Here is a 12,828-nt window from a genome sequence, read left to right as displayed (position 1 = left end):
GCACTCCCCGGCCATTATGCGATGTGGGAGGATCGTCGCGTGCGGTTCCTGACGCTGGCCGATGTGGCCGAGACCCTCAACATCTCGTCGGCGCAGGCGTATGCACTCGTGCGCAGCGGTGAACTCCGGGCGATCAAGGTCGGTGGCCGCGGCCAGTGGCGTGTGGAGACCGGAGAACTCGAGGCATACATCCAGCGCGCCTACGAGCAGACCGCGGCGCTACTGGACAGTACCGAGCACAGCAGCGACCTGGGATAGCGGCACCAGGGTCGGGCGCCCGGCCACGCGGACGTGCAGGAAGTCCGCCGCCACCCAGTCCAGGCCGACCAGCAGGACCCGGCCACCGACCAGCACGACCTCTCGCGGCACCCGGCCGGCGTACTGCCGCACGGACTGCCGGAAACTGAGCGGTCCGGGCTGCAGTCCCGAGCCACGACCGAGCGGACGGATCTCGTCGCATGCGCCTGGGCGCAACACGCCCGAAGTGATCTGCACCCAGTCCCCGCCGAGCGCCACCAGGTCGCCGGTCATCGTCGTCTCACCGATGACCGCCTGTAGCCGGGAGAAGCGGCTCAAGTGCTGCATGAGGTCCCGGCCCCCACGCTCGACGGCCAGGGCATCCTGATGCTCGTAGTGCAGATCCAGCCGGTCCATGGCCGTCGCGCGCACCTCTTCGGCGGTCAGGTCCGGCCATTCCTGCTGCATATCCACAGAGCCTAACCGCACATCCACCGCAGATCGTATAGTCGATCAAACAGCCGCAAACATCATCAAACGACAGCAAAGAGCATTCATATGACCACCTCCACACACGCACTGGCCAGCATCGAGACGTGGATCCCCGTCCCGCACCCGCCCCGCCACCGCCACCTGCATCTGGTGCGGGAGGGCTCCGAACCGCGCGAGCAGTGGGTGCGGGCACTGGCCCAGTCGGTCGTCGAGGTGCTCGCCGGCAAGCGCGCCGTGGCGACGCTGGTCAATCATGTGAGCCCAGTGGTATTCCAGGCCCTGCGTGCCCCACAACCGGATCCGCGGCTGCGCCAGGGCACTGTCCTGACGGTGCGCACCCAGCCACTCGGCGAGGACAACCTCGAGGTGGCTGCCGTCGTGGGGTGCCCGCAGCGCACCCGGGCGCTGACCCTGCGCCTGCACCGCCGCCACGGGCGGTGGCGGTGCGTGAGTGTCGCTGTGCTGTGAGGGCTCAGCCGGCGTGGCGCGGGTCCCCGTGGCAGCGCTTGAACTTCTTGCCGGAGCCGCAGGGGCACAGGGCGTTGCGAGAGACGTTCTGGAAGCGCGGGTCGGTGTCGCGCAGGTTGCGCGAGCCGTTGGGCCCGCCGCTCGTGCCGCCGTCGAGCGTGCCCCGCTGCACCTGGGCGGGGACGTCTTCGTCGAGGGTCGGTGCGGAGTACTGGACCTCACGTGGCCGCTCGTGCTCCAGACCCGGTGCCACCAGGTGCGGGCTCTCCTCGGCCTCCTGCGCCTCCTCGCCCTCTTCCTCACCAGCGACCGTCGGCTGTACGTGGAACATGTAGCCGACCGTCTCCTCCTTGATGCCGTTCATCATGGCGACGAACAGGTCGTAGCCCTCCTTCTGGTACTCCACCAGCGGGTCGCGCTGGGCCATGGCGCGCAGGCCGATGCCCTCTTGCAGGTAGTCCATCTCGTAGAGGTGCTCGCGCCACTTGCGGTCCAGGACGTTGAGGATCACCTGCCGTTCAAGTTCGCGCATCACCGGTTCGCCGAGTTCGGCCACCCGCCGGTCGTAGGCGGCCTGCGCGTCGTCCTGCAGCGCCTGGATCAGGAAGTCGGCGCTGAGCCCGGCACGCTCGCCACCGGCCTCGGCCTCCAGTCCGGCGATGGACACGCCCACCGGGTAAAGGGTTTCCAACTGGGTCCACAACTGCTCGAGGTCCCAGTCCTCCGGGTACCCCTCTGCGGTGAAGTTCGTCACCGCGCCGGAGATCGTCTCGTCGAGGAACGTGCGCACCTCGTCCTCGAGGTTCTCGCCGTGCAGGACGCGCTGCCGCTCGGCGTAGATGACCTGCCGCTGACGGTTGAGCACCTCGTCGTACTTGAGGACGTTCTTGCGGATCTCGAAGTTCTGCGCCTCGACCTGGCCCTGCGCGCTGGCGATCGCGCGCGAGACCATCTTCGCCTCGATCGGCACGTCGTCGGGGACGTTGAACCGCGTGAGGAACGCGTCGACCATCGCGGCGTTGAACCGCTTCATGAGGTCGTCCTCCAGCGACAGGTAGAAGCGCGTGGTGCCCGGGTCGCCCTGCCGGGCGGCGCGGCCGCGCAACTGGTTGTCGATCCGGCGGGACTCGTGTCGCTCGGTGGCCAGCACGTAGAGGCCGCCGAGAGCGGTGACCTCGTCGTGCTCGGAGTGCACCGACTCCTCAGCCTTCGACAGAGCATCCGGCCAGGCCGCCTCGTAGTCCTCCGGAGTCTCCACGGGATCGAGCCCGCGGGCCTCGAGATGGGCGGCGGCGATCAGCTCGGGGTTGCCGCCCAGCATGATGTCGGTACCGCGACCGGCCATGTTCGTGGCCACCGTGACCGCGCCCTTGCGCCCGGCTTCGGCGACGATCGACGCCTCCCGCTCGTGGTACTTCGCGTTGAGCACCTCGTGGCGCACACCGGCCTTGCGCAGCAGCGAGGAGAGGACCTCGCTCTTCTCCACGCTGGCCGTGCCGACCAGCACCGGCTGGCCCTTCTCCTGGCACTCGTGGATGTCCTCCACGACGGCGGCGAACTTCGCGGACTCGGTGCGGTAGATGACGTCGGAGAGGTCCACCCGCACGTTCGGCTGGTTCGTCGGGATCGGCACCACCCCGAGTTTGTAGATCTGGTTGAACTCCGCAGCCTCGGTCATGGCCGTGCCGGTCATGCCGGAGAGCTTGTCGTACATCCGGAAGAAGTTCTGCAGGGTGATCGTGGCCAGCGTCTGGTTCTCGGCCTTGATCTCCACACCCTCCTTGGCCTCGATGGCTTGGTGCAGGCCCTCGTTGTAGCGCCGGCCGGCCAGGATGCGGCCGGTGTGCTCGTCGACGATGAGCACCTCGCCGTTCTGCACCACGTATTCCTTGTCGCGCTCGAAGAGTTCCTTGGCGCGGATGGAGTTGTTCAAGAACCCGACCAGCGGGGTGTTCACGGTCTCGTAGAGGTTGTCGACGCCCAACCAGTCCTCGACCTTGGCGACTCCTGGGTCGAGGATGCCGACCGTGCGCTTCTTGATGTCGACCTCGTAGTCGTCGTCTTTCTTCAGGCGCCGGGCGAGTTTGGCGAAGTCCGAGTACCACTTCGGCGACTGGTCGGCCGGTCCGCTGATGATCAGCGGCGTCCGGGCCTCGTCGACGAGGATGGAGTCGACCTCGTCGACGATGGCGAAGAAGTGGCCGCGCTGGACCATCTCGTCGACGCTCCACGCCATGTTGTCGCGCAAGTAGTCGAAGCCGAATTCGTTGTTCGTGCCGTAGGTGATGTCCGCGGCGTAGGCCTTGCGGCGCTGCTCGGGGGTCATCTGGGCGAGGATCACCCCCACCTCCAGGCCGAGGAACCGGTGCACCCGGCCCATCCACGCGGAGTCGCGCTCGGCCAGGTAGTCGTTCACCGTGACCACATGCACGCCCTTGCGGGCCAGCGCGTTGAGGTACGACGGGAGTGTCGCGACCAGCGTCTTGCCCTCACCGGTCTTCATCTCGGCGATGTTCCCGAGGTGCAGGGCCGCGCCACCCATGATCTGGACGTCGTAGTGCCGCTGCCCCAGCGTGCGCGAGGCCGCCTCCCGCACCGCAGCGAACGCCTCGGGCAACAGGTCGTCGAGGGTCTCGCCGCTCTCCAGCCGGGACCGGAATTCCGGGGTGAGGTCGCGCAACTCATCATCGCTCATCGCCCGGAAGTCGTCCTCGAGGGCGTTGACCTGCACGCTGATGGCCTTGAGCTTGCGCAGGACCTTGCCCTCGCCGGCCCGCAGGATCTTGTCTAGAACTCGCACCTCTGCATCGTACGTGACCCCTGCGGTGGTGGGATGAGGTCGTGATCCGCGACACCCTCGACATGCCCGACGGTAGGCTCCGGCCGCTGCTTGCCACGGACGCCGAAGCCCTGGCCCGGGCCTGCACCGACCCTGAGATCGCCCGGTGGACGCAGATCCCCCAGCCGTACGGGATCGAGGACGCCCACGAGTTCCTGCGCACCCGCGCCGGCGAGGACCACGTCTGGGCGATCGACGTGACCGGCTTGGACGGGGTCATCGGCGTCCGGAACACGCGCGCCACCATGCCCGGACCCGTCGGCGAGATCGGCTACTGGGTGGCGCCCTGGGCGCGGGGGCGCGGGGTGGGCACGGCCGCCCTGGTCGCCGTGCGCGAGGAGTTGGCCGCAGCGGGCTACCAGCGCATCGACTGGCAGGCGCTGGCCGGGAACGATGCCTCCGTGCGGGTCGCGACGAAGGCCGGCTTCACCATCGAGGGCCACCGCCGGCAGGCCTTGGTGCAGCGGGGCCGGCTCGTGGACTGCGTCGTGGGCGGCTGGACGGCCCCGGCGGACGCCCCCGAACTCGTGGCCGGGCAGTGGCAGGTGCAACCGGTGGCCGCCGCGGATGTGCCCCCGGACCTGCGGCCCCTGGCCAGCAGTGCCGTCGCGGTGTGGGTGGCGCGCACGGCGGTCGGGGGCATGGACAGCGGATGGGTGCTCGCCGTGCGGTCGGTCAGCGGATTGCACGTGGTCTCCAAGGATGCGCCGCCGCCCGCGATAGCGGCTGCCCGCCGCTACCTGCAGGCGACAGGCCACCGCCTCACGGACGACCCGCTGCCGGCCGGGTGGCTGTGACTCGCTCCTCAGAACACCGGCAGTCGAAGCCAGCCGAGTTGACCGGCACGCACAACGGCCTGTGTCCGTGAGGACACCCCCAATTTGGCGAAGACGTGACCGAGGTGGTTGCGCACCGTGTGTTCGCTGATGAACAGTGCCGTGGCGATCTCCCGGTTGCTCATCCCCTGCGCGAGTAACGCGATGACCTCGAGTTCCCGCGCGGTCGGGTCGGTGGGACCGGTCGCGGCCGACCGGCGCGGCACGGGCGCGTCCCAGCGCAGCGATTGCACCGCGTGCACCAGATCGGCGGTGGCGCAGTCGCGCGCCAGGATCTCCTTGGCCCCGGCGCGCAGCAGTTCGACGACGTGGCGCTCGGACCCCGGCACGCCGAGCATGATCGTGGGGGTGCCCGACCGCAGAGCCGACAGGACCACTTCGGTATCGCCGTCGGCATGACGGCGGACACCGATGATGGCCACCCCTGCCGCGCCTGGCCACGCGATCGACGATCCCCACACCCCGACCACCGGATCGGGGTTGACGAACCCGCACAGCACCGACGACACCCCGTGGGCGAACAACGGCTCCGGATCCAGGACCACCGTGCGTCCGGGACGCCGGGGCGGTGCGGTAAGGCGGACTCCTCGGAACGCTCGTCGGCGGTGTGCACGCGGATCAGGCCGTAGTCGAAACCGCGCCTGCGGTAGACGACCGCCGGATCACCGGACTTCTCATCGATGAACAGGAAGAAGTCGTGGCCGATCATCTCCATCTCGGTGACCGCCTGCTCCACGGTCATCGGCACCGTCTCGTGGCTCTTCTCGCGCACGATGACCGGGCCCTGCTCCCAGACGGTGTCGTCCGGCTCGTCCGCCACGGCATCCACCTCGGCGGGCGGAGTCTCCAGATTGTCCAGGCCGGCTGCCCGCGGACTGCGGACGGCCTCCGCACCGTGCCGGTGGAACCGGGTCTTGTCAGCGGCCCGGCGAAGGCGCTGCTCGAGGCGTCCGTAGGCGATGTCGAGGGCTGCGTACTTGTCGGAGGCAGCGGCTTCCGCGCGGATCACGGACCCGTTGGCCCGCGTGGTCAACTCCACCTCGAACGCCCGGTCGGCCAGGCGCGGGTTGGCCTCCTTGGAGACCTCCACGTCCACCCGGCGCAGCGGAATGCCGAACTTGTCGATGCGCTCGAGTTTGCTGTGGACGTGCTCGCGGAATCGCCGCGACACCTCGACATGTCGTCCATGCACCACGATCTCGGCGACGTCACTCACGACAGTCCTCCTTCTGTGCCACCCCCGTTGAACAATTCACGCTAACCCGTTCCCGGTCCACACCGCACGGCGGGTCGGGCATCGCTGCGGCGATGACCACGTGGGCTAACGGCGTGTAGCCGCCACGCCGCAAGACACCATCACACTCGGTCAGCGTGGCCCCCGACGTGCGAACATCGTCGACCAGGATGACGGCTCCCGATCCCCCGGCGACCCGGACGGTCCCTGCTAGATTGCGCCGGCGCGCGGCGAATCCCAGTCCGGCCTGATCCCGGCGCCTGCTAGCCCGCAGCACGGACCGGCATTCCAGCCCGGCCAGGCCGGCGGCATGGCGGGCCAACTGCGCCATATGGTCGAACCCGCGTCGCCGCACCGCGGCCGGCGCCGACGGCACGGGAACGACCGCCGCCGGGCCCAGGTCCTGTACCACGGCGATGAGCCCCACGGCCAGGACCGCGCCCAACTGCGGACGCAGGGCGCGCACCCCGCGGTCCTTGAAGGCGACGATGGCCGCCGGCAGGACATCGGCGTAGCCGCTGCACGCGACGACCAACGGGTCGGTGCCGAGTTCGCGCGGATCCACCCGTGCTTGCAGATCCTCGGAGCACTGCCGGCACCAGGGCCGGCCGGGACGGGAGCAGCCCACACAGGTCGCGCCCAACGCCGTGGCGAGCACAGCGTCACGCCAGGTCATACCTCAAGCGTCTCTCTGCTGGGCACCGGCCGCAATGCCCACACGGGATCTGGGGACGACCGGCCCGTTCAACCCGGGTAGCGCGGCTGCCGCCCGGCGGTCAGTGGGGTCCAGGTGCTGCCGTTGAACTGCCAGATCTGACCGTCGGCGGTGCCCGAGAGCACGGGCCGGTCGGGGGCCGCGGCCACCGTGCGCGCCCGCGGCGGGCCGCCGAGCAACCGCGCGGAATACAGGCCCAGATCCACCATGGCCACCTGCGCCGGCTGGTCCGGCGGGGTCACGAGCAGGCAGACCTCGGTCGCCGACGACCAGGTCGCCGCCACCACCGGACCAGTGGCCAGGACCCGCGGGGACGACAGCGTCGGCGGACCGCTCGTGCGATCCACGCGCATGAGGTACGCGATGGCACCGCCGGGCGGGCCGGCGACCACGATGGCCCGGGACCCGTCGCGGGACACCTGCACCGATCGCACCTGAGTCAGCTTGATCGGCACCTTCTGGGTGCCGAGCACGTTGACCACCTGGACCCCGACATCCGGGTCGGGCAGCCACAGCAATCCGGTCCGGTCCCAGGACCCACCGGCGCTGGTCCCCGACGTGCGCGCCCGGCGCCATTTCGCATCGTCCGCGGTCCCCGTGGTGAGCAGCCCCCCGGTCTCATCGGTGGCGGCGATGGCCGACGCGTCCAGACTGACCAGCGGCTGCCGGACCACGGGATCACCACTGCCGGCTGCTCCCGGGACCTGCTGCGCGACCGTGCCGGTGTTCATGGTCAGCACCTGTCCGCCTCTGATGAGGTACCAGGGGGAACCGGCCGGCAACCCGTCGGGGTCGAACTGCGGCCAGGAGGTGCGCGGCTGTACGACTTCGGCGCCCGGCACCGTGAGTGGCAGCCCGTCCACCGTGATCGTCACCCCGCGCATGGACGGCACCTGGCGCAACGTCCACACCAACTGCGCCGACATCTGCTGGCGCGCCAGGTCGTCGGCGGCACCGGCGGCCGACGAGAGGTCCACTTGCACCACGCCGTCGCTGACCGTCACTGCGTTGAGGGTCGTCCCCGGCGGGAATCCAGTAGCCACCGATGGCCGCAACCAGGCGCCGGGGCCGGACAGCAGCGCCCGCACGAGACCCTCGACGACGTCGCTCCGGCTGCTGACGAACAACACCGGGTCTGGCGCCAGGATGCCGCCCGGTTGGGCCACGTAGTACGTCTGGTACTCCCGGAACGACCGTTCGACCGCCGCCCGGGACAGCAGCAGGCCCTGGGGGACGCTCTCGATGCGCCACTGGCCGTCCTGCTGCACGAGCCCGAATTCCTCGTTCAGCACCGCATCCGAGGGCGCTGGCACGTACTGTCCGCGGGGGGAGATCGCCGCGACCCGGGCTGCCGTCAGCGTGACGTCGCCCTCAGCGTCCGGGGCGAGGGTCTCCGTGCCGTTGCCGTACACCCGGGCCCCGGCCGCTGGGTGCCACTGCCGGGCGGCCACCGGCGTCAGGTACATCTTGGCGACGGAGTGGTCGTCCTCGAAACCCGATGCGGCATCGAGGAACCCCTGCACGATCTGCGTGGGGGACATCCCGTTGCGCGGTGGGCGGGCCAGCACTCGCACGAAGCTGGTCGACCCCACCTCGGGGACCTGCTGATCCACCTCGACCACCGGGCCGCTGGTGGGCACCTGTGCACAACCGGCCAGCAGCAGGGCCGCCGCCAGCACCGATGCCGGCCCCCTCATCCCTCCACCACCGTCGGATCGGGTGGCAGCGGGGAGGCGTTGGGCAGCGCCTGGCCGGCCACCCGGGGCAGCGTGAGCCGGAACAGCGCCCCCTGCCCCGGCCGGCCCCACACTGCGAGCCGGCCGCCGTGCAGGCGCGTGTCCTCCATCGCGATGGACAGCCCCAAGCCGGTGCCCCCCAAGGTTCGGGCACGGGCAGGGTCAGCCCGCCAGAAGCGGTCGAATACACGGTCCAGGTCGCCGTCGTCGAGTCCGCGGCCGAAGTCGCGCACCGATACCGCCACCGCCGCCTCCCCGACGGCCACCCGCACCTCGATCGGCCGGCCCTCACCGTGTTCGATCGCATTGGACAGCAGATTACGCAGGATGCGTTCGATCCGGCGCGAATCGCAGGCAGCCACGCAGGCAGCGTCGGGCAGGTCGAGATCGATGCGGGAACCCCGTGATTGCGCCAGCGGTTCGGCAGCGGAGACCGCGCCTCCTACGATGTCGCGGACGTCCACAGCCTCCGTCTCCAGCTGCGCCGCGCCGGCGTCGAACCGGCTGATCTCCAGCAGATCGGCCAGCAGCAGTTCGAACCGGTCGAGCTGGTCATGCAGCAACTCGCTGCTGCGCCGGAGCTGGGCGGGGATCTCAGCGCGCTGCGAGTAGATGACGTCCGAGGCCATCCGCACCGTCGTCAGCGGCGTGCGGAGCTCGTGTGACACGTCGGACACGAACCGCTGCTGCAGCCTCGACAGATCCTCCAACTGCCGGATCTGCGTCTGCAGGGACGCCGCCATGTCGTTGAACGACAGGGCCAGGGCGGCGAGGTCGTCCTCACCGCGCACGGGCAGGCGCTGCTCGAGGTGCCCGGCTCGCAGCAGTTCTGCGGTGCGCGCGGCCTGCCGGACAGGTAGCACGACATGGCGTGCGATCAGAGACATCAGCAGCGCCAGCAAGGCCACCAGCAGGATGCCTGCCAGAAGTGCGGTGGACCGGACCAGGTCCAGCGTCCCCTGCAGTTCGCCGTAGGGGAACAGGTAGTACACCTCATAGGCGGTCTCGCCGCCAAGCGGGAGCAGGGCTCCCACGACCAGCCCCGGCTCCTCCTGTGCGTTCACGTAGCGCACCGTGGTGAACGTCCACACCTCCTGCCCGTCGGCCTGCACCGTCGTGCGCATGTCGGTCGGGACGCTGGCGACCAGCACAAGGTTCGTCCCACGTTCCGGCAGTTGAACATCGGCCGCGGACGATCCGTCGAGCAGGAGCACCTCGAAGGCCGTGCCGCCCTCACTGCCGGTCAGCAGCGCGTTCATCACCGAGTCGGCGAGCCCTTCGCTGGGTGCCGGTGGCCCGCCCTCACTGGCCTGCAGCACCACCTGTTGGGCGGCGGCCAGGCCGACGTTGGCCTCTGCGATGGACTTGCTGGTGTTGGCGTCCACCAGACCGTTGGTGACCCGGATCAACAGCAGGCCCAGACTCACGCCCACCAGCAGGGTGCCCGCCACGAGCGTCGACGCGACGACGCGGAAGGCCAACGAGCGGCGCCACCTGTGGGCCAGCGCGGTGAACACCGGTCAGCCCGTGTCGTCGCACGCCTTGTACCCGACCCCGCGCACGGTCAGGACCAGCTCCGGATTCTCCGGGTCGCGCTCGATCTTCGACCGCAGGCGCTGCACGTGCACGTTGACCAGGCGGGTGTCGGCGGGATGCCGGTAGCCCCAGACCTCCTGCAGGAGCACCTCCCGGCTGAACACCTGCCAGGGCTTGCGGGTCAGGCACACGAGCAGGTCGAATTCCAGCGGCGTCAGCTCGATGGCCGTGTCCCCGCGGCGCACGCTGTGTCCGGCCACGTCGATCGTGAGGTCACCAAGGTGCAGGACTTCCGGCTTGGCGTCCTCCAGCCGGCGCAGGCGGGTGCGGATACGCGCGATGAGTTCTTTGGCCTTGAACGGCTTGACCACGTAGTCGTCGGCACCGGACTCCAGTCCGAGGACCACATCGACCGTGTCCGTCTTGGCCGTCAGCATGACGATCGGGACGCCGCTCTCCGCGCGGATCGCCCGGCACACCTCGATGCCGTCCTTGCCGGGCAGCATCACGTCGAGCAGGACGAGGTCGGGCCGGGTGTGGTGGAACGCCTCCAGGGCCCGCGCACCGTCGGCGACGAAGAACGGTTCGAAACCATCGGCCTGCAGGACGATCCCCAGCATCTCGGACAGAGCCGGATCATCGTCTACGACCAATACGCGTCCCTTCACGTTGCCACTATTGCAGACAGCATGGCCACTACAGCAGGAACAGGATGCCGATGGCGCCGGGCAGGTTGTTGATCATGTGGGCCACGATCGACGTGGTGGTGTTGTTCCGGTGCACGCGCGCCCAGCCCAACATGAGGCCGATCGCGAAGAGCAGCGCGAAACGGATCGGTTCGAGGTGCATGACCGCGAAGAGTGCGGCGCTGATCACCACCGCCAGCCAGCGGCTCATGCCCCGCTTCAGCAGGCTGGTGATCAGCAACCCCCGGTAACACAGCTCCTCGACGATGGGGGCCCCGAACGCCACTGCCAGCGCGAACAGGAATCGGGCTATCGGGAAGTCGTTGAGGGCTGTGGCCACCTCGCCGGCGCTGGAGTCGAACTCGCCGAAGATGGCGGTGAGGATCACGGCGATGATGCTGGCGACCACGAGCGCCCCGATACCGAACAACACGCCCCACCCGATGTCCGACCAGCGCACGCGCAGGCCGAAGTCCAGTCGCACGCCGTTGCCGCGAAGACGGCTGATCAGCCACGGCCATCCGCCCATCCCGAACCACGGCACCACGACGCCGACCAGGAGCATCCAGGCGTAGACCGCCGTCCCCTCGCCGGTAAGCAGGATCGGGATCCCGGACACCACGCTGAACACCAGCCAGGCCGCCACGGCGATGAAGAAGTCCGGAACGCCCCAGCTGGGGCGCCGGATGCGCACGCCCTGCCACCATGCGGCGACAGCCGCATCGGAGGCCCCCGGGTAGGGGGACTGCACGGCCGTGGCAGGCGCGATCTGGCTGGTCACTCGATCACCTCGCGCACCAGTGTGCCATTGCGGCGTAACGGTTCAGTCTCGTCGTGGGTGCTGAGGGGGTTTGGTGGTGCGGGTGGTGCCCAGGGGTGCGGTGATGCGCAGGTCGAGGGCGTAGGTGGACTTGGTGTGGATCTTCCAGTGTCCGAAGGTTTTGAGGCGGTGGTGGTGCCGGCATGAGGCAGACCAGGCCGTCGGCGCTGGTGTGCCCGGACAGTCGGTGGGGGGATGACGTGGTCGGTGTCGGTGTATTCGGCCTTGCGGGTGCAGCCGGGCCACCGGCAGGTCTGGTCGCGCAGCCGGATGGCGTGGCGTAGGTTTCTTCGGGATCTCGTACCGGGTGGTGCCGGGGTCCAGGGGGATCCGGTAAGCGGGTCGGTGACCAGCCGGGTCAGCGGGCGTCGGGGGGACCAGGCCAGGTGCAGGGCCAGGGCGTGGGTGACCGGGGAGCCGTTGAGGTCCGCGCCGGCGGTTTCCACGCCCATCAGCATGTCGGCGGGGATGCTGATGGCCACGTGCACGTCCCAGGTGGTGCGGTCGGTGATCAGCCCGACCAGGGCGTCGGCGCGGCGCTGCTCCAGGCTGCGGTTCGGGCCTTGGTCGTAGGGGTCCGGGTGGTGGTTGTTGGCGTAGTGGTCCAGGCCTTGGATGAACGCGTCGGCGTGTTCGGCGGAGATGTCGATGCAGATGCTGGTCATGCCGTGCCCGCGCCGGATCAGGGCGACCCCGCGGCGGTCCAAGGCCTGTTTGCGCAGGGTTTCGTCGGGGTCGTGGTCGCAGGTCAGGCGCAGCAGGTACCGGTGCAGCTGGGCGGTGGTGTGCTCGGTGCCGTAGCCGATGGCCCGGGCCTCCAGGCGTTCACGGGCCGGGTCGGGGACCTCGGCCAGCAGGTGCACGATCTTCAGGGCGCGGGTGCGGTCGATCAGGCCCTGGTGCAACCCGTCGAACACCAGCGGGCGGGACACCAGGTCCTCACAGGTACCGACCAGGTGGGCAGCGGCGCGGCTGGACAGCCCGAGCAGCCACCCGATCTCCTCGGTGCCGGCACCCCCGATGCCACGGCTGGCCGCCTGCGACCGGGCGGCCAGCTCGGCGACCCGCACCGCGTGGACCGCGTCGGCGCGCCTGCGGGCCTGCTCCGCGGTGTGCAGGTCGTCGAGGTGCCCCTGGTCGGACATCGCCCGGAACCCGGCCCTGAGCTGGTCCAGGGCCGCGGAGGGGGTGGGTGCGGTTCCGGGCATAACTCAGTATAGAACACCTGT

General features: G+C 69.7%; 13 protein-coding genes. 4 read left to right on the top strand and 9 right to left on the bottom strand.

Annotated elements, in window-relative coordinates:
* The first annotated feature begins 21 nt into the window (after window positions 1-21).
* On the top strand, window positions 22-258 hold the full coding sequence (locus tag IPG68_04535) for a helix-turn-helix domain-containing protein (protein ID MBK6762576.1): 237 nt from the start codon (window positions 22-24) through the stop codon (window positions 256-258).
* On the opposite strand, the gene IPG68_04530 is transcribed toward IPG68_04535, so the two are convergent.
* Window positions 220-705 (bottom strand): hypothetical protein, encoded by a 486-nt coding sequence (locus IPG68_04530; protein ID MBK6762575.1) that lies wholly within the window; start codon window positions 703-705, stop codon window positions 220-222. The two genes, IPG68_04535 and IPG68_04530, sit on opposite strands and share 39 nt — an antisense overlap.
* Window positions 706-795: 90 nt before the next feature.
* Here IPG68_04530 and IPG68_04525 point away from each other — a divergent pair, with 90 nt between their 5' ends.
* Window positions 796-1,197, top strand: a complete 402-nt coding sequence (locus IPG68_04525) for a hypothetical protein (protein ID MBK6762574.1) — start codon at window positions 796-798, stop codon at window positions 1,195-1,197.
* Between the two features lie 4 nt (window positions 1,198-1,201).
* Here the strand turns inward: IPG68_04525 and secA are convergent, their stop codons facing one another.
* Window positions 1,202-3,997 (bottom strand): preprotein translocase subunit SecA, encoded by a 2,796-nt coding sequence (secA, locus tag IPG68_04520; GenBank protein ID MBK6762573.1) that lies wholly within the window; start codon window positions 3,995-3,997, stop codon window positions 1,202-1,204.
* 41 nt (window positions 3,998-4,038) lie between these two features.
* Between secA and IPG68_04515 the strand changes: the two genes are divergently transcribed.
* A complete protein-coding gene (locus IPG68_04515; protein MBK6762572.1) occupies window positions 4,039-4,833 on the top strand; it encodes a GNAT family N-acetyltransferase in 795 nt (264 codons plus the stop codon).
* A gap of 8 nt (window positions 4,834-4,841) precedes the next feature.
* On the opposite strand, the gene IPG68_04510 is transcribed toward IPG68_04515, so the two are convergent.
* Entirely contained in the window at window positions 4,842-5,210 is a 369-nt protein-coding gene (locus IPG68_04510; GenBank protein ID MBK6762571.1) for a response regulator transcription factor, read from the bottom strand.
* A gap of 269 nt (window positions 5,211-5,479) precedes the next feature.
* Here IPG68_04510 and IPG68_04505 point away from each other — a divergent pair, with 269 nt between their 5' ends.
* Entirely contained in the window at window positions 5,480-6,133 is a 654-nt protein-coding gene (locus IPG68_04505) for a hypothetical protein (protein ID MBK6762570.1), read from the top strand.
* Here the strand turns inward: IPG68_04505 and IPG68_04500 are convergent.
* The 6 genes from IPG68_04500 to IPG68_04475 all read right to left on the bottom strand — a co-directional run bounded on the left by IPG68_04500 (window position 6,081) and on the right by IPG68_04475 (window position 12,807).
* Window positions 6,081-6,782 carry a ComF family protein gene (locus tag IPG68_04500; GenBank protein ID MBK6762569.1) on the bottom strand — a complete coding sequence of 234 codons (702 nt, stop codon included), beginning with the start codon at window positions 6,780-6,782 and terminating at the stop codon, window positions 6,081-6,083. The genes IPG68_04505 and IPG68_04500 overlap by 53 nt on opposite strands.
* Before the next feature lie 68 nt (window positions 6,783-6,850).
* Window positions 6,851-8,518 carry a GerMN domain-containing protein gene (locus IPG68_04495; GenBank protein MBK6762568.1) on the bottom strand — a complete coding sequence of 556 codons (1,668 nt, stop codon included), beginning with the start codon at window positions 8,516-8,518 and terminating at the stop codon, window positions 6,851-6,853.
* Window positions 8,515-10,074, bottom strand: a complete 1,560-nt coding sequence (locus IPG68_04490; GenBank protein ID MBK6762567.1) for a HAMP domain-containing histidine kinase — start codon at window positions 10,072-10,074, stop codon at window positions 8,515-8,517. The genes IPG68_04495 and IPG68_04490 overlap by 4 nt, the downstream gene beginning before the upstream one ends.
* Window positions 10,075-10,077: 3 nt before the next feature.
* Window positions 10,078-10,761, bottom strand: a complete 684-nt coding sequence (locus IPG68_04485) for a response regulator transcription factor (GenBank protein ID MBK6762566.1) — start codon at window positions 10,759-10,761, stop codon at window positions 10,078-10,080.
* Between the two features lie 28 nt (window positions 10,762-10,789).
* A complete protein-coding gene (locus IPG68_04480) occupies window positions 10,790-11,560 on the bottom strand; it encodes a CPBP family intramembrane metalloprotease (GenBank protein ID MBK6762565.1) in 771 nt (256 codons plus the stop codon).
* Window positions 11,557-12,807, bottom strand: coding sequence for a DUF222 domain-containing protein (locus tag IPG68_04475; GenBank protein MBK6762564.1), 1,251 nt, complete (start codon window positions 12,805-12,807; stop codon window positions 11,557-11,559). The genes IPG68_04480 and IPG68_04475 overlap by 4 nt, the downstream gene beginning before the upstream one ends.
* Window positions 12,808-12,828 lie beyond the last annotated feature (21 nt).

It is taken from the genome of Micrococcales bacterium (genome assembly GCA_016703125.1).
GTDB lineage: Bacteria > Actinomycetota > Actinomycetes > S36-B12 > UBA10799 > JADKAV01.
This window is presented reverse-complemented; position numbering and strand designations above follow the sequence as displayed.